The sequence below is a fragment of the Micromonospora sp. RB23 genome, from assembly GCF_053585025.1.
The window spans coordinates 1,986,014-2,001,710 of record NZ_CM132111.1 but is presented as its reverse complement, the minus strand read 5'-3'; the positions used below and the strand labels follow the sequence as shown (position 1 = coordinate 2,001,710).

Below are 15,697 nucleotides of genomic sequence, written 5' to 3'. Positions count from 1 at the left end.
CGGCACCCATGAAGATCCTGCACACCTCCGACTGGCACGTGGGCAAGGTGCTCAAGGGGCAGTCCCGGGCCGAGGAGCACACGGCCGTGCTGGCCGGGGTGATCGACATCGCCCGCGCCGAACAGCCCGACCTGGTGATCGTCGCCGGTGACCTCTACGACACGGCCGCACCGACCTCGGAGGCGACCCGGCTGGTCACCCGGGCGCTGACCGCGCTGCGTCGCACCGGCGCGGACGTGGTCGCGATCGGCGGCAACCACGACAACGGGCCCGCGCTGGACGCGCTGCGCCCGTGGGCCGAGGCCGCGGGCATCACGCTGCGCGGCGGGGTACGCGAGAATCCGGCCGAGCACGTCATCGACGGCACCACGGCCGGCGGTGAGCGCTGGCAGCTCGCCGCGCTGCCGTTCCTGTCCCAGCGGTACGCGATCCGCGCGCTGGAGATGTACGAGCTGACCGCCGCCGAGGCCAACCAGACGTACGCCGACCACCTGGGCCGGGTGCTGGGCCGGCTCACCGAGGGTTTCTCCGAGCCGGACCGGGTGCACCTGGTCACCGCCCACCTCACGGTGATCGGCGCGGCGGCCGGCGGCGGCGAGCGGGACGCGCACACGGTGCTCGGCTACGCGGTACCGGCCACCGTCTTCCCGGCGACGGCGCACTACGTGGCGCTGGGCCACCTGCACCGGGCGCAGCGCGTCGAGGGCCCCTGCCCGGTCCGGTACAGCGGCAGCCCGCTCGCCGTCGACTTCGGCGAGCAGGAGAACGTGCCGTCGGTGACGGTCGTCGAGGTGACCGCCAGCACGGCCGCCCGGGTGCGGGAGGTGCCGGTGACCGCGGCGAGCGCGCTGCGGACGGTACGCGGCACGCTGGCGCAGCTCGCCGAGATCGAGGCGCCGGACGCCTGGCTGCGGGTGTTCGTGCGGGAGCACCCCCGCGCGGGCCTGCGCGAGGAGGTCCAGGAGCTGCTGCCCCGGGCGTTGGAGATCCGGATCGACCCGGAGTTGCTGGCGACGCCGGGCAGCGGCACGCGGATCGCGCAGCGGTCGGGGCGTTCTCCCCGGGAGCTGTTCGGCGACTACCTGGACAGCCGGGGCCACGACGACGAGGGCGTCCGGGAACTCTTCGACGAACTCTTCGAGGAGGTCGATCACTGATGCGACCGATGCGGCTGGACATGGCCGGGTTCACGGTCTTTCGGGACGAGACGACCGTCGACTTCACCGACGCCGACTTCTTCGCGCTGATCGGGCCGACCGGCTCGGGCAAGTCCACCGTGCTGGACGCGATCTGTTTCGCCCTCTACGGCACGGTGCCCCGGTGGGGTGGCACGCGGGGGTTGGCCAACGCCCTCGCGCCGTCGGCGACCGAGGCCCGGGTCCGGCTGGTCTTCGAGTCCGGCGGCGCCCGGTACGTGGCGACCCGGGTGGTGCGCCGGGACGGCCGGGGCAACGTGAAGACCGCGAACGCCGGGTTGCAGGTGATGCCGGCCGGGTTCGACGTGACCAAGCTCGACACCGGGTTGAGCCCGGACGACCTGGGTGAGGTGGTCGCGGGCACGCCCGCCGAGATGGAGCAGGCGGTGCTGGAGGCGGTCGGGCTGCCGTACGAGCAGTTCACCAGCTGCGTGGTGCTGCCGCAGGGACAGTTCGCCGACTTCCTGCACGCCAAGCCGGCCACCCGGCAGCAGATCCTGGTCAACCTGCTGGGTCTCGGCGTCTACGAGGACGTGCAGAAGCGGGCGACGGCCCGGGCGGCGCAGGCGGAAGCCAAGCTGGACGCGGTCGACCAGGTGCTCGCCGGCCTGACGGGGGTGGACGACGAGGCGGTGGCCGAGGCCGACGCCCTCGTCGAGCGGATGGTCGAGCTGGCCGGCGCGGTGACCGGGGCCATGCCGGAGCTGGCGGCCGCCCGGGTCCGCGCACGGGAGGCGGAGGCCGCCCTGACCGCGCTCGACGACGAGCTGGGCGTGCTCTCCGCCGTTCGCGCCCCGCACGGGGTCGCCGAGGTGGCGCGTGCGGTGGCCGCGGCGCGGGCCGAGGCCGACGCGGCTGCCACGGCGGTGTCGCTGGCCGAGGAGCGCGAGGAAAAGCTGCGCGGTGAGCTGGCCGGCGCCGGGGACGAGAGCGCGCTGCGGCTGCAACTGCGGGCGTACGACGACCGGGACCGGCTGACCGGCGAGGCCGAGACGGTCCGCGCGGCGGTGCGCGCGGCGGACGAGGAGCACACGGCGGCGGTGGCGGCGCTGGCCGCCGCCCGCGCGGACGCCGAGCGGGCCGACGCCGAGTTGGAGGCGGCCTTCCGGGCGCATGAGGAGGCGAAGGCCACCGACCTGGCGGTCGGCCTGCGGGCGCACCTGCACCCGGGCGGGCCCTGCCCGGTGTGCGAGCAGCCGGTGGCGCGGGTGCCGGCCGTCCCGGCGGATTCGGCGGTGGCCGCCGCGACGGCGGCCGGCAAGGCGGCGCGGGCCGCCACGAAGGCCGCGCAGGCGGCCGTCCAGCAGCGCGACGCCGCGGCGCGTGACCTGGAACGACTCCTGGTGCAGGCCCGCGCCCGGCAGGAGCAGGCGGACGCCCGGCTGGCCGAGCTGGACGCGCAGCTCGCGGGCGCGGCCGAGCCGGCGGTGCTGCGCCGGGAGCTGGCCGAGCACGCCCGGCTGCGACGCGCCCTGGAGGAGGCGGCGACCGCCGTGCGGGCGGGCCGGGACAACGCCCGCCAGGCCCGCGCCGGCGTGGACGCGGCGCAGGAGCGGCTGCGGGCGACCTGGCGGGGCTTCGACACCGCCCGCGACGGGCTGGCCCGGTTCGGCCCGCCGGCCGCGGACCGGGACGACGTGGCGGCCTCGTGGACGGCGCTGACCGACTGGGCGACGGCCGAGGCGCAGCGTCGTCGTGCCGATCGGGCCGGCCGCGCGGCGGCGGTCGCCGAGGCCGAGGCGGCTGCCGACGAGGTGCAGCGGCGGATCGCCGACATCTTCGCGGCGGCCGACGTTCCGGTCGGCGACGATCCGGTGCACGCCGCGACGGTCGCCGTCGAGCGGGCCGAGGCCGAGCGACGCCGGCTGCACGAGCGCCGCGAGCAGGCCGGCGCGTTGCGCGAGCAGCGGGCCGGGCACGAGCGTGAGGCGCAGGTGGCGCGGGCCCTCGCCGGGCATCTGCGGGCCAACAACTTCGAGCGGTGGTTGCTGGCGGAGGCGCTGGACCTGCTTGTCGACGGCGCGTCGGGAATCCTGCGGGAGCTGTCCTCGGGTCAGTACGAGCTGGTGCACGACAAGGGCGAGTTCTTCGTTGTCGACCATCACGACGCCGGGTTGCGCCGGGGCGTGCGGACGCTCTCCGGTGGGGAGACGTTCCAGGCGTCCCTGGCGTTGGCGCTGGCGCTGTCCGAGCAGTTGGCCGGCATGTCGACGACCGCGGCGAGTCTGGAGTCGATCGTCCTGGACGAGGGCTTCGGCACGCTGGACGCGGCCACCCTGGACACCGTGGCCGCGACGCTGGAGAACCTGGCGGCCCGGGGTGACCGGATGGTCGGCGTGGTCACCCACGTCGCGGCGCTGGCCGAGCGGATTCCGGTCCGCTTCGAGGTGCGCAAGGACGCCCGCTCGGCGCGCGTCGAACGGACCGGCCGGTGAGCGCGAGGAGTGCAGCGCAGCGGAGCCCCGCAGTCGCGAACGAAAGGTCCGGCCGGTGAGCGCGAGGAGTGCAGCGCAGCGGAGCCCCGCAGTCGCGAACGAAAGGTCCGGCCCGTGAGCGACGCGGCGTTCTTCGTCGACTCGTGGGACCCGTCGTACGGGGCGTCCTTCGAGGCGGCAGCCTCCGGGCCGGCCACGCCGAGCAGCACCCAGGTCGAGGTCGACGTGGAGTTGCCGGCCGTCGACTGGCGGGCGATCGGCGTACGCGCCGACGTGCGGGCGCCGGACGTGGTGCTGCTGGTCGACGGGGTCCGTCGGGTCGACGCGAGCATCTGGACGGCGGAGGAGGACGGCGGGTCGTTTCCGGGGCTGGCGGCGTCGTACGCGGCCGGGGTGGTCCGCTGCGACCTGGGTCGGGGCGCGGCGCAGTTGGCCGGCACGCAGGTGGGCCGGGGCCTGTTCACGGCGAGCCCGTCGGCGCGGGACGTGGTGGCGGGCGCGATCCGCTATCCGGTGCACCGGGTGGGTGGCACCGGCGAGCTGGCGAAGCTGCCGGCGGCCGTGCAGGGCCCGTTGACCGCGTTGGAGGTGGCGGTGTCCGATGCCGCCCGGGTCGACGGCGATCTGCTGGTGGTGGACGGTCCGCTGCGCAGCCGCCACCATCTGCCGCGCACCCTCGGCTACATCAAGACCCAGCACAGCCAGTACCTGGACGCCCGACTGACGGCGGTGGTGACGGGCCTGGCGCCGGGCGAGCGGTCGCCGGTGTTCCGGCTCGGCACGCCCTGGGGCGGCTGGTCGTGGTATCTGCGGCTGCCGGTGGCCGTGGGCGCGCCGTGGGCCGGCATCGTCCGGGTGGAGTGCTCCACCGAACTGCCCGTCGAGGCGGCGATCGACCTGGCCGACCTGTCGCTCGTCACGCTGCCCCGATTCGCCTCGACGCCGTACAAGGATCCACGGGCGCCGCAGAACCTCATCCCGATCGCCGGTCTGGAGCGCCGCCTACGCGCGCTGCTCGGCGACTCCCGGCTGCTGCACCGCGCGTTGACCGCCGCGGCGCGTGCGGCCCGCTGAGCGGGCGGGTCACGGTGGGACGTAAACGAGCGGGTGACCGGGTGGTCGAGCAGGTGGACACCGGTCTGGCCGAGCTGGCGCCGTCCCCGGACCGGCCCGGTTCGTGGACGTTGCTGCTGGACGGCGCGCCGCAGTCGCACGTCGACCTCAACGACCCCACGCACCTGGAGTTCGAGTACGTCCGGCGGCTGGCCGCCGCGCTGGACCTGGTCGCGCCTCCGGGTGAGCCGCTGCGGGTGCTGCACCTGGGCGGCGGCGCACTGACCCTGCCCCGGTACGTGTCGGCGACCCGGCCCGGCTCGACGCAGCGGGTGTCCGAGGTGGACGGCGCCCTGGTGGAGCTGGTGCGTCGCGTGCTGCCCTGGCCGACGGACCCGAGGTTGCGGGTCCGGGTGCAGGACGCGCGGGCCGTGTTGGCCTCGACGCGGGACGCCAGCTACGACGTGGTGGTCGCCGACGTCTTCGCCGGTGCCCGTACCCCGGCGCACCTGACCTCGGTGGAGTACGCCGCCGAGGTGGCACGGGTGCTCCGTCCGGCGGGCTGGTTGCTGGCGAACCTGGCCGACGGCCCGCCACTGCGGTACGCCCGCAGTCAGGTCGCCACGGTGCGCTCGGTGCTGCCCGAGGCGTGCCTGGTCGGCGACGCGGGGGTGCTGCGTGGTCGCCGGTACGGCAATCTCGTGCTGGTCGCCGGGCGGACCACTCCCCCGGTGCCCGCCCTGACCCGGCGGGCGGCCGGTGACTGGTTTCCCGGCCGGGTGGTTGCCGGTGACGAGTTGGACCGCTTCGCCAGCGGGGCGGCGGTCGTCCGCGACGCCGACGCCACCGGCTCGGATCCACCACCTCCGGGGCTGTTCTCCGTCCGCCGCTGACCGTCCACCGGGGACCGCGGGCCCGCCGCCGGAAATTTTTCCGCCGTTCGTTGATCCGTTCGGAGCGTCACTGCGTACCACCGGGCGGCCCGCCTCGTGGGCCGGCGTTGGTCACGGACATCCCGGAGGTCTGCATGCATGCGGTGGCGGCCGGTTGGCATGGCGACGCGGTCGGCGCGGACTGGTTGTCCGCGCGGTCGTCGTCACGGTCGACCTCGTCTGCCCGGGGGGTCGACGCCCGAGCCACGTCTCGCCAAAATGGTCCGGTGACGCCCCGACCGGCGCCCGGGCGCCACCAGGCGACGACAACCGAGGCCAGCCACTCCGACCAGTTGATCCGGCTGCTCTACGCCGAGCACGCCGGCCCGTTGCTGATGTTCGTCATGCGGCTCACCGGGGGGGACCGGCAGCGCGCGGAGGACATCGTCCAGGAGACGCTGCTGCGGGCCTGGCGCAACGCGCACCGCCTCGGCGCGCAGGGGCAGGGTTCGCTGCGGCCGTGGCTCGTCACCGTGGCGCGTCGGATCGCCATCGACGAGCACCGCAGCCAGGAGGCCCGGCCGCCGGAGACGTACGACCGGGACCTGACCGCGTTCGCCGAGGCGGACAGCACCGACCGGGTGCTACGCACGATGACGGTGGCGGACGCGCTGCGTACGCTGAGTCAGTCGCATCGGGAGATCCTGATCGCGACGTACTTCCGGGGGCGGACGGTGCCGGAGGCGGCCGAGGAGTTGGGGCTGCCGTTGGGCACCGCCAAGTCGCGGGTCTACTACGCGCTGCGCGCCTTGCGCACGGCTCTGCAGGAGCGGGGGGTGACAGAATGAGCCGGCCAGACCACATGGACGTCGCCGCGTACGCGCTCGGCGTGCTCGACGAGCAGGACACCGAGCGGTTCGAGGAGCATCTCGCCGCGTGCTGGGCGTGCGCGGCCGAGCTGGAGACGATGGTGCCCGTGGTGGGCCTGCTCTCCGGCATCGACGGCGAGACGATGATGGCCCTGGAGCAGACCGCGACCGACCCGGCGCTGCTGGACCGGACACTGGTCGCGGTCCGGGCCGACCGACGGCGGACCAGGTTTCGTCAGCTGCTCGCGACCGCCGCGGCGGTGGTGGTCTTCGGCGGGTTGACGGGTTACGGCTTCGTGAGCGTGGCCGGGGACGACGCGCCGGGGACTCTCGCGGAGCCGACGACGAGCGCCGGCGTCAACGACCCGCCGACGAGCGCGCCGACCGCGCCGCCGAGCGGCCCGGGTGTCGGCGGCACCGAGGAGGAGGGCGACCAGGTCGACGCCACCGACCCGACGACCGGCGTCCAGACGACCATGTTCCTCATCGAGCGGGAGTACGGCACCCGCATCAACTTCAGCCTGCGGAAACTGCCCGGCCCGCGCACCTGCCGGTTGGTGGTGGTGCGCAAGAACGCCACCACGGAGGTGATTTCTACGTGGTCGGTGCCCGAGGGTGGCTACGGGACGAACAATCGCCCGCAGGGTCTTGAGCTGAGCGCGTCGACGTCGGCGTTGACGAGTGACATCAAGCAGCTCCAGGTGCAGTCGGTCGACCGTAACGGTGTGGCGAGCCCGCTGGTCACGGTGCCCATGTAGGGTCGCGTACCATCGTCGACGCCGGCCATTGCTCCAATGGCCGGCGTCGATTCTTTTTCCTGGTCGATGGTTCGTGCAGGGCGATACGGATGAGCGCCCCATTCGGTTCAATCAAAAGTCGTGAAATTGACCACTGTTACTTCTTCAACCTTGACAGCCCGCCCCCCGTACCTATGGGTGAACTGCCAAGAATGAGGAGGGCACGTGGCACAGATGAAGCGGACCGTCATCGTCGCGAGCGCGATGGTCGCACTAACGGCCTGCGCTCCCGCGGGTTACGACGGGGCGAACTCGAGCGCGGCCGAGCCGGTCGCCGTCGCCGCGGCCGAGCCCACCGCGTCGGCGGAGCCCGAGGCGTCGGCATCCGCGGAGGCGCCGGTCGCCGACGCGCCGCCGCCCGCGGACGTCGACCTGACCGAGCAGTTGATCGGCAAGAAGATCGCCCGGATGGGCAACGTCGTGACGGACCAGGACGGCTGGGTCCTGTACCGCTTCGACAAGGACACCGCCGACCCGCCCGCGTCGAACTGCGTCGACAAGTGCGCGCAGGTGTGGCCGCCCGCGCTGACCGACGGTAACCCCCAGCTCACCGGCCTCTCCGACGACAAGGTCGGCAGCGTCACCCGCCAGGACGGCACCCGTCAGCTCACCATCGGCGGCTGGCCGGTCTACCGCTACATCGGCGACAAGAAGCCCGGCCAGTGGAAGGGTCAGGCCGTCGGCGGCACCTGGTTCGTGGTCGACCAAAACGGCAAGAAGAACCTGACCTGCCTGCCCACCTCGACGCCGAAGGCCGTGGCGCCGCCGGCCGACAGCGAGTCGAGCGACGCCGGCGGTTCGGGCTACTCGTACTGATCCCGGTACCGCCAGGGCACGGCGGTGGTCGGTCGCAGCCGGGGAGGGCGCGACCGACCACCGCCGTGCCCGAGGTGTTCGGGCCGGTGTCGGCGATCGGCACCGCCGCGTCACCTGGCAGAGTGGCAGGGGTGACCGAGACCGAACCTGCCGCGACCCGGGTGCTGCGCCCGCCGGTCGGCTACCGGCTGGCCGCGTCGGTCCGCGCGTTGACCTTCAGCCCGTACGACCCGTGCGCGCGCATCGCCGCCGGCACCTTCTGGTGGGCGACCCGCACCCCGCAGGGGCCGGCCACCCTCGCCCTACGGCCGGCGGGCGGTGACCTACTCGCCGAGGGTTACGGCCCGGGCGCGGAGCACGTCGTGGACCGCGCCGACCGGATCGCCGGGCTGCACGACGACCTGACCGGCTTCACCGAACTGGCGGCGGCGCACCCGCTCGTCGCCCGGCTGGCCCGGGAGCACCGCGGGCTGCGCATGCCGGCCACCGGCCAGATTTTCCCCCGGCTGCTGCGGGCGGTCTTCGAGCAAAAGGTCACCGGCAAGGAGGCGTACCGGGCGTACGCGGCGACCGTGCGGCACTTCCGCAAGCCGGCGCCCGGCCCGTTGCAGCCACTGCTGCTGCCGCCGGAGGCCGCCGCGGTGGCCGCCACCCCGTACTGGGTGTTCCACCCGTTCGGCGTGGAGCAGCGCCGGGCCGACACGCTGCGCCGCGCCGCCGCGCTCGCCGACCGGCTGGAACGGTGCGTCGACGCGGCCGAGGCCACCCGCCGGCTGACCGCCATCGCCGGCATCGGACCGTGGACCGCCGCCGAGGTGGTCCGGATCGCGTACGGCGACCCGGACGCGGTCAGCGTCGGCGACTACCACATCCCGAACACGGTGGCCTGGGCGCTCGCCGGTGAGCCCCGCGGTGACGACGCGCGCATGCTGACCCTGCTGGAGCCGTTCCGGGGCCATCGGGGTCGGGTGTGCGTGCTGTTGGAGGCCGCCGGCATCCAGGCGCCGAAGTACGGCCCGCGCGCCCCGATCCGCTCGTTCGCCCGTTTCTGAGCGCTTCCCGGCCGCCGGGCAGCGGCCGGGCCGCCCGGGGTCGGTGACGCCGGCTGTGGTGTGCTGCCCCGATGAGCGTCGAGGTGAGCATCGTTCCGGCGGTTGTCGCGGACGCCGGCGAGATCCTGACCGTCCAGCGCGCCGCCTACCTCAGCGAGGCACAGCACTACGCCGAGCCCTTCCTGCCGCCGCTGACCGAGACCCTGGACGAGGTCGCGGCCGTGCTGGCCGGCCCGACCATCGTGCTCGTCGCCCGGGCGGGGCACCGGCTGATCGGCTCGGTGCGTGCCCACCTGGTCGGCGACACCGCGCACGTCGGGCGCCTGTCGGTCGCTCCCGACCGGCAGGGCCACGGTGTCGGGGCACGGTTGCTCGTCGCGATCGAGGAGGCCTGCGCCGGCCGGGCCGCCCGCTTCACCCTCTTCACCGGCGCGGACAGCGCCCGCAACCTCACGCTCTACCAACGGCACGGCTACCGGATCGTGGCACACCGCCCGGATCCGAACGGCACGCCGTTGGCGGTGCTGGAGAAGCCGGCCGTCACCGCTCGCAGCGACGCCTGAGCCCGTCGGCCTCCAGCCTGACGTAGCGGCGCAGCAGGCCGCCGTACAGCCGGCCGATCAGCCCGGCGAGCGGCCCGGCCTGGTCGACGGCCACCTCGACCCGGGTACGTCCGTCGGGCAACGGCAGCAACCGGTGCTCGCCGCGGGTGCGCACGCCCGGGACGTCGGAGACCCAGGTGAACTCCCGCCCCTCGGTCAACTCGACGACCCGCCACACCGCCGGCCGCAGTTTCGGCTGGGCCAGGCGGGCTGTCGCGCCGACCGCGAGGGGCCCCGGCTCACCCCGCTCGGCCCGGGTCACCGAGGCCGTCCACTCCGGCCACCGCTGGACGTCGACGAGCACCGCCCAGACCCGCTCGGCGTCCGCGTCGATCTCCGTGTCCGCTTCGAACCGCATCGCGCTTCCTCCCCCGATGGCGCCGTCCGGCACCTCCTGCCGACGACGCTGCCCGCCGGAGGGAGACTGCGGCATCCACCGGCCGGTCCGATCATCGATCGGGCCGCCGGTCCGCCGGCCACGCGGGATCAGGCGGCTTCACGCAGGTCGGCGAGGCTCAACGGGGTACGCCGGCGCAGCAGCTCTTCCAGCTCGGGCACCGTGGCGACCTCGCCGAGCACGTCCCGGCCGCCGCCGAACCGCTGCGGATATCGACAGGTCAGCCGGTAGCGGTAGCGGCCCCGGATCAGCTCGACGCTCACCCGCCACCGCCCGCAGCAGTTACAGACCCACTCGGCCATTCCGCGAAACTAGCTCTGACCTGCGGTTATTTGATTCGCCCGTGCGGGACGAGGGGCGCGCGGACGGACACGCCGCCGCGGCACCGGCGGTGATCTGCCTCACGACTGTCGGTGTCGTCTGATTGACTGGTCGCCGTGGACCTGCCGATCAACCCTCCGGTCGAGCCGATGCTGGCCAAGAGCGTCGCCAAGCTGCCCACCACGCCCGGTGTGACGTACGAGCCCAAGTGGGACGGGTTCCGGTGCATCGTGTTCCGTGACGGCGACGAGGTCGAGCTGGCCAGCCGGGGCGGCAAGTCGATGACCCGCTACTTTCCCGAGGTGGTCGAGCAGGCCCGCCGACAACTGCCCGAGCGGTGCGCGGTCGACGGCGAGCTGATCGTGATCCGGCGGGACGGGCCGTCCGGCCAGCCGAGGCTGGACTTCGAGCTGCTGGCCCAGCGCATCCACCCGGCGGCGTCGCGGGTGAAGATGCTGGCCGAGACCACGCCCGCCGATTTCGTCGCCTTCGACCTGCTGGCGGTCGGCGACGAGGCGTTCCTCGACCAGCCGTACCCGTACCGCCGGGAGCGGCTGGTCCAGGCGCTGGCCGACGTGCGCCCGCCGGTGCACGTCACCCAGGTCACCACCGACCCGGAGACCGCGCGCCGCTGGTTCGACGTCTTCGAGGGCGCGGGGCTGGACGGGCTGATCGTCAAGCCGGCGGACCTGCCGTACGAGCCGGGCAAGCGGTTGATGTTCAAGGTCAAGCACGCGCGCACCGCCGACGCGGTGGTCGCCGGCTTCCGCTGGCACAAGTCCGGCCCGGTGGTCGGCTCGCTGCTGCTCGGCCTGTACGACGACGAGGGCGTCCTGCACCACGTCGGGGTGAGCGCATCGTTCAGCATGGCCCGCCGTGCCGAGCTGCTCGACGAGCTGGCCCCCTACCGGGACACCGGCGGCGAGCACCCGTGGGTGCACGGCGACCACGAACGCGGCCAGCGCATCCCGGGCGGGGTGAGCCGGTGGACGGGCACCAAGAACCTGGAGTGGGAGCCGCTGCGCCCGGAGTTGGTCGTCGAGGTGGGTTACGACGCAATGGAGGGTGACCGCTTCCGGCACACCGCCCAGTTCGTCCGGTGGCGACCCGACCGCGATCCCCGCTCCTGCCGCTACGACCAGCTCGACCGTCCGATCCGCTTCGACGTAGACCAGGTGCTGCGCGGAGATCCGACGGTCACCCTCGATCGGGCCGCCACCGGTCCGGCGTAGCCTGGCCGTCGACCCGACTCCGGAGGATCACGTGAGCCGCACCGCCGACCACCCTCGGATGGCACCCGGTCGCCGGGTCCGTCGCAGCCTCGTCGCCTTCGCCGTGACGGCGCTGCTCACCGCCGGCTGCACGTTGCCGGCGTTCGCGCCGCGCACCGAGGTGCAGGGTGAGGCGGCCCCGGCCGGCTCGTCGGCCACCTGGCGGCCCTGCCCGGAGGTGGCCGAGGATCTGGTGGGACGGGGCGCGCCGGACATGCGGTACGAGTGCGCGCGGATCGCGGTGCCGAGGGACTGGGGCACCGGCAGCGGGGCCACCGCGGGGCCGGGCGCCGGGCAGACCTTCGAGATCGCTCTGCTGCGGGCCCGGTCCAGCAAGCAGCGCGACCGCATCGGCTCGCTGGTGGTCAACCCCGGCGGCCCGGGGGGCTCCGGTGTGGACACGGCCGTCTACCTCTCGTTCGGCACCCAGTTCGGTGGGCTGCCCACCTCGGTCACCGAGCGCTTCGACATCGTCGGCTTCGATCCGCGCGGTGTGTCCCGGTCCAGTCCGGTCAAGTGCATCTCCGACGCCGACCTGGACGCGAGCTTCGGCTACGACCCGGACCCGCAGAGCCAGGCGTCGTTCGACGGCTTCGCCGGGTTGAGCCAGCGGATCGGGCGTGGTTGCGGGGACCGCTACGGCGACCAGTTGCCCCTGTACGGCAGCGAGCAGGCCGCCCGGGACATGGACGCGGTCCGCGCCGCCGTCGGTGACGACAAGCTGACCTACCTGGGTTACTCCTACGGCACGCTGCTCGGCGCCATCTACGCCCAGCTCTACCCGCAGCGGGTACGCGCCTTGGTGCTCGACGGCGCCGTCGACCCGCAGCAGCGGTTGGTCGCCGGTTCGGAGAGCCAGGCCCGCGGGTTCGAGCGCGCGTTCGACAACTTCACCCGCTGGTGCGCCGCCAACGCCGCGCGCTGCCCGATCGCTCCGGACGCCCGCGCCGCCGTGACCTCGGCCATCGAGAAGGCCAAGGTCTCCCCCGTCCGGGGCGACGACGGGCGGGAGGCCACCGCGGGCTGGGTCTTCTACGCGGTCATCTCGTCGCTCTACACGGAGTCCGGCTGGCAGGAGTTGGCGCGGGCCATCGACCGGCTGGCCGAGGGCGACCCGAAGGACGTGTTCCGGCTCGCCGACTCGTACGCCGGGCGGGAGAGCGACGGGCACTACTCGAACCTGTTCGACGCCAACCTCGCCATCAACTGCGCCGACGAGACCGAGAAGCCGAGCCGGGAGCAGATCCGCCAGTTGCAGTCGCAGTGGCGCGCGAAGTACCCGCTGTTCGGCCCGGCGCTCGCCGTCGGCATGTTGAGCTGCGTCGAGTGGCCGGGCAGCCGGGACCCGTACCCGACCGGCCGGGCCAGCGGCGCGCCGCCCATCGTGGTGGTCGGCACGACCGGCGATCCGGCGACGCCGTACGAGCAGACCGGCCGTCTCGCCTCGATGCTGGGCGTGGGCCGGGTGCTCACCTGGGAGGGCGAGGGGCACACCGCGTACCCGCAGACCTCCTGCATCACGCGGGCCGTCGACGCGTACCTGCTCGACCTCACCGTGCCCGCGGAGGGGCTGCGCTGCCCGGCCAAGTGACGTCGTGCCAGGCTGACCGGCATGAGCGACATGATCTTCCGGGAGGCGGTCCGCGCGGACCTTTCCGCCGTCATCGCCCTGCTCGCCGACGACGTCCTGGGCAAGGCCCGTGACTTCACGCAGGTCGACGAGGCGTACGAACGGGCGTTCGCCGACATCAGCGGCGACCCGCGGAACTTCCTGATCGTCGCCGAGCAGGACGGCGAGCTGGTCGGGTGCCTACAGATCACCTACATCCCGGGGCTGGGCCGGCACGGCGCCGAGCGCTCCCTGATCGAGTCGGTCCGGGTGCGCTCCGACCTGCGCGGTCAAGGACTCGGCCGGGAGCTGATGGTCTGGGCCATCGACCAGGCCCGGCAGCGGGGCTGCGCCCTGGTTCAGCTCACCACCGACAAGTCCCGCACCGACGCGCACCGCTTCTACCTGAGCCTCGGCTTCAAGGCCAGCCACGAGGGCATGAAGCTCCCGCTCTGAGAGCGCCTCGCCGTCCCAGGACCGGGCCGAACACGACCCGCCTCGCTCGGATCCTTTGGAGCTGATGTCACAGACGAGTCACTACCCCGATTCGTTGACGACATCAGCTCCAAAGGACGCGAGGAGCACACCCGCCGCCGCGCCACCGACGATCGCCGGCTCGCCGCCGGGCTTGCCTCCGCCCTCGAGGGCCGGCCAGCGGAGACGGCGGGCGCTGGTCAGCCGTCGACGAGGCGGCCGTCGCGGAGCACGAGGACCCGGTCGGCGAGGTCGATCAGGGCGGGGTCGTGCGTGGCGACCAGGGCCGTCATCCCTCGGGCGTGTACCACGGCGCGGAGCAGGTCCATGATGGACCGGCCGGTCTCCGAGTCGAGCTGGCCGGTGGGTTCGTCGGCGATGAGCAGGTCCGGCTCGTTGGCGAGCGCGCGGGCCACGGCGACGCGCTGCTGCTGGCCGCCGGAGAGCTCGTACGGGCGCTGGGCCGCGTGCCCACCCAGGCCGACCAGCTCCAGCAGCACGGCGACGCGCTCCTCCCGTTCGGCGGCCGGCACCTGCGCCAACCGCAACGGCACACCCACGTTCTCGGCGGCGGAGAGGATCGGCACCAGCCCGAAGGTCTGGAAGACGAATCCGACCGTGCCTCGGCGCAGCCGCAGCAGCTCGGCCTCCCCGGCCGAGGTCACCTCGTGTCCAGCCACCATGATCTGGCCGCTGTCCGGCCGGTCCAAGCCACCGATGAGGTTCAGCAACGTGGTCTTACCGGCCCCGGAGCGCCCCCGGACGGCGACCAGCTCACCGCGGTTGGCGGTGAACGAGACGTCCCGCACCGCCTGCACGGCGTGCTCACCGCGGCCGAAGGTCCGGCTCACTCCGCTGACCCGGACCACCTCGGCGGGCGGCACATCCGGCCCGCCAACCGTCGATGCCGCTCCCGCGACCGTCACGTCCTGCTGGTTCACGCCCGAGCCTCCCGCTCCTCCGAGACCCGGTCACCGGGCCGTACCTGCACGTGGTCGGGCTCCAGATCGAGCCGGACCCGCTCCTTCAGCGACAGCGCGTCGACGAACGCGGCCGGCAGTTGCATCCGGCCGCTGCGGTCCAGCACCGCATACTCCTCGCTGACCAGTTCGGTGTTGCCGTCCGCGCCGACGCGCGCGGTCCGGCGTACCTCGGAAGCGGTTCGACCGTCGCGGATCGCGACGGTCCGGCGGACCTGCGTGGCGACGGCGTGGTCGTGGGTGACGACCACGATGGTCACGCCCAACTCGGCGTTGATCGTGCGCAGCGCCCCGAAGACCTCCGCGCCGGTGGCCTCGTCCAGCTCACCGGTCGGCTCGTCGGCGAACAGCACCTCGGGATCGTTGGCCACGGCCACCGCCACCGCGACCCGCTGCTGCTCGCCGCCACTGAGCTGACCGGGCCGCCGGTCCGCGCCGTAGCCCACGCCGACCAGGTCGAGCAGTTCCCGCGCCCGTTCCCGGCGGGCGCGCCCGGAACGCTTGCCGGCCAACTCCATCGGCAGTTCGACGTTCTCGCGCGCGGTGAGATACGGCAACAGGTTGCGACCGGTCTGCTGCCAGACGAACCCGACCAACTGCCGCCGGTAGCTCAGCCGACGCTTCGCGGAGAGCGAGAGCAGGTCGTAGTCGGCTACCCGGGCGATGCCGGCGGTCGGCGTGTCCAGGCCGGAGAGGATGTTGAGCAGGGTCGACTTGCCCGAGCCGGACGCGCCGACGATCGCCACCAGCTCGCCCCGGTCGATGACCAGGTCGAGCCCCTGGAGGGCGACCACCTCCACCCCCTCGGTCTTGAAGATGCGCACCAGTCCGTCACAGACGATGTGTCCGCGCAGACGGTCCTGCCCGCCGGCCCGCTCGGCGGCGCGTTGCGCGGCCCGCTGTTGCAGGGAGGCCAGGTCGGGCACCAGGGCACCCTGGGCGGTAGCGGTCAT

Annotated in this window: 16 protein-coding genes; 12 read left to right on the top strand and 4 right to left on the bottom strand. The window is 73.6% G+C overall.

What is annotated here, in order from left to right; genetic code table 11:
- Positions 1–8 precede the first annotated feature (8 nt).
- The 9 genes from ACTFTM_RS09270 (at position 9) to ACTFTM_RS09230 (ending at position 9,653) form a co-directional block, all read left to right on the top strand.
- The gene (locus ACTFTM_RS09270) at positions 9–1,157 is read left to right on the top strand and encodes an exonuclease SbcCD subunit D (RefSeq protein ID WP_357122879.1); all 1,149 of its coding nucleotides are present in this window, start codon (positions 9–11) and stop codon (positions 1,155–1,157) included.
- Positions 1,157–3,631: an AAA family ATPase gene (locus ACTFTM_RS09265; protein WP_449565398.1), complete on the top strand. Its 2,475-nt coding sequence runs from the start codon at positions 1,157–1,159 to the stop codon at positions 3,629–3,631. The genes ACTFTM_RS09270 and ACTFTM_RS09265 overlap by 1 nt, the downstream gene beginning before the upstream one ends.
- 114 nt (positions 3,632–3,745) lie before the next feature.
- Entirely contained in the window at positions 3,746–4,705 is a 960-nt protein-coding gene (locus tag ACTFTM_RS09260; RefSeq protein ID WP_449565397.1) for a hypothetical protein, read from the top strand.
- Between the two features lie 14 nt (positions 4,706–4,719).
- Complete coding sequence (locus tag ACTFTM_RS09255; protein WP_449565396.1) at positions 4,720–5,577, top strand: spermidine synthase; 858 nt, start codon at positions 4,720–4,722, stop codon at positions 5,575–5,577.
- A gap of 134 nt (positions 5,578–5,711) precedes the next feature.
- Positions 5,712–6,404, top strand: coding sequence for a sigma-70 family RNA polymerase sigma factor (locus ACTFTM_RS09250; RefSeq protein ID WP_355051883.1), 693 nt, complete (start codon positions 5,712–5,714; stop codon positions 6,402–6,404).
- Complete coding sequence (locus tag ACTFTM_RS09245) at positions 6,401–7,183, top strand: anti-sigma factor family protein (RefSeq protein ID WP_449565395.1); 783 nt, start codon at positions 6,401–6,403, stop codon at positions 7,181–7,183. The genes ACTFTM_RS09250 and ACTFTM_RS09245 overlap by 4 nt, the downstream gene beginning before the upstream one ends.
- Positions 7,184–7,387: 204 nt before the next feature.
- Positions 7,388–8,038 (top strand): COG4315 family predicted lipoprotein, encoded by a 651-nt coding sequence (locus ACTFTM_RS09240; protein ID WP_449565394.1) that lies wholly within the window; start codon positions 7,388–7,390, stop codon positions 8,036–8,038.
- Positions 8,039–8,169: 131 nt separating this feature from the next.
- Positions 8,170–9,090 (top strand): DNA-3-methyladenine glycosylase family protein, encoded by a 921-nt coding sequence (locus ACTFTM_RS09235; RefSeq protein ID WP_449565393.1) that lies wholly within the window; start codon positions 8,170–8,172, stop codon positions 9,088–9,090.
- Positions 9,091–9,161: 71 nt separating this feature from the next.
- Positions 9,162–9,653: a GNAT family N-acetyltransferase gene (locus ACTFTM_RS09230; protein WP_449565392.1), complete on the top strand. Its 492-nt coding sequence runs from the start codon at positions 9,162–9,164 to the stop codon at positions 9,651–9,653.
- Here the strand turns inward: ACTFTM_RS09230 and ACTFTM_RS09225 are convergent.
- Together ACTFTM_RS09225 and ACTFTM_RS09220 are read right to left on the bottom strand one after the other, a co-directional pair.
- Positions 9,631–10,050, bottom strand: a complete 420-nt coding sequence (locus ACTFTM_RS09225; RefSeq protein WP_449565391.1) for an SRPBCC family protein — start codon at positions 10,048–10,050, stop codon at positions 9,631–9,633. The two genes, ACTFTM_RS09230 and ACTFTM_RS09225, sit on opposite strands and share 23 nt — an antisense overlap.
- A 128-nt stretch (positions 10,051–10,178) precedes the next feature.
- Entirely contained in the window at positions 10,179–10,391 is a 213-nt protein-coding gene (locus tag ACTFTM_RS09220; protein ID WP_449565390.1) for a hypothetical protein, read from the bottom strand.
- A 135-nt stretch (positions 10,392–10,526) separates the two neighbouring features.
- Between ACTFTM_RS09220 and ACTFTM_RS09215 the strand changes: the two genes are divergently transcribed.
- The 3 genes from ACTFTM_RS09215 to ACTFTM_RS09205 are packed head-to-tail and all read left to right on the top strand — an operon-like array spanning position 10,527 to position 13,746.
- Entirely contained in the window at positions 10,527–11,642 is a 1,116-nt protein-coding gene (locus tag ACTFTM_RS09215) for an ATP-dependent DNA ligase (RefSeq protein WP_449565389.1), read from the top strand.
- A gap of 58 nt (positions 11,643–11,700) precedes the next feature.
- The gene (locus tag ACTFTM_RS09210) at positions 11,701–13,272 is read left to right on the top strand and encodes an alpha/beta hydrolase (protein WP_449566586.1); all 1,572 of its coding nucleotides are present in this window, start codon (positions 11,701–11,703) and stop codon (positions 13,270–13,272) included.
- 21 nt (positions 13,273–13,293) lie between these two features.
- Entirely contained in the window at positions 13,294–13,746 is a 453-nt protein-coding gene (locus ACTFTM_RS09205; RefSeq protein ID WP_449565388.1) for an N-acetyltransferase family protein, read from the top strand.
- A gap of 218 nt (positions 13,747–13,964) precedes the next feature.
- Here ACTFTM_RS09205 and ACTFTM_RS09200 read toward each other — a convergent pair whose 3' ends face one another.
- Together ACTFTM_RS09200 and ACTFTM_RS09195 are read right to left on the bottom strand one after the other, a co-directional pair.
- Positions 13,965–14,648: an ABC transporter ATP-binding protein gene (locus ACTFTM_RS09200; protein WP_449566585.1), complete on the bottom strand. Its 684-nt coding sequence runs from the start codon at positions 14,646–14,648 to the stop codon at positions 13,965–13,967.
- Positions 14,649–14,701: 53 nt separating this feature from the next.
- On the bottom strand, positions 14,702–15,697 hold the full coding sequence (locus tag ACTFTM_RS09195; RefSeq protein ID WP_449565387.1) for an ABC transporter ATP-binding protein: 996 nt from the start codon (positions 15,695–15,697) through the stop codon (positions 14,702–14,704).

What these genes read in the sequence shown, in the direction of transcription:
- ACTFTM_RS09270 (WP_357122879.1), top strand. Translation starts at nt 9, where the DNA reads ATGAAGATCCTGCACACCTCCGACTGGCACGTGGGCAAGGTGCTCAAG.
- ACTFTM_RS09265 (WP_449565398.1), top strand. Translation starts at nt 1,157, where the DNA reads ATGCGACCGATGCGGCTGGACATGGCCGGGTTCACGGTCTTTCGGGAC.
- ACTFTM_RS09250 (WP_355051883.1), top strand. Translation starts at nt 5,712, where the DNA reads ATGCATGCGGTGGCGGCCGGTTGGCATGGCGACGCGGTCGGCGCGGAC.
- ACTFTM_RS09245 (WP_449565395.1), top strand. Translation starts at nt 6,401, where the DNA reads ATGAGCCGGCCAGACCACATGGACGTCGCCGCGTACGCGCTCGGCGTG.
- ACTFTM_RS09230 (WP_449565392.1), top strand. Translation starts at nt 9,162, where the DNA reads ATGAGCGTCGAGGTGAGCATCGTTCCGGCGGTTGTCGCGGACGCCGGC.
- ACTFTM_RS09225 (WP_449565391.1), bottom strand. Translation starts at nt 10,050, where the DNA reads ATGCGGTTCGAAGCGGACACGGAGATCGACGCGGACGCCGAGCGGGTC.
- ACTFTM_RS09220 (WP_449565390.1), bottom strand. Translation starts at nt 10,391, where the DNA reads ATGGCCGAGTGGGTCTGTAACTGCTGCGGGCGGTGGCGGGTGAGCGTC.
- ACTFTM_RS09210 (WP_449566586.1), top strand. Translation starts at nt 11,701, where the DNA reads ATGGCACCCGGTCGCCGGGTCCGTCGCAGCCTCGTCGCCTTCGCCGTG.
- ACTFTM_RS09205 (WP_449565388.1), top strand. Translation starts at nt 13,294, where the DNA reads ATGAGCGACATGATCTTCCGGGAGGCGGTCCGCGCGGACCTTTCCGCC.
- ACTFTM_RS09195 (WP_449565387.1), bottom strand. Translation starts at nt 15,697, where the DNA reads ATGACCGCTACCGCCCAGGGTGCCCTGGTGCCCGACCTGGCCTCCCTG.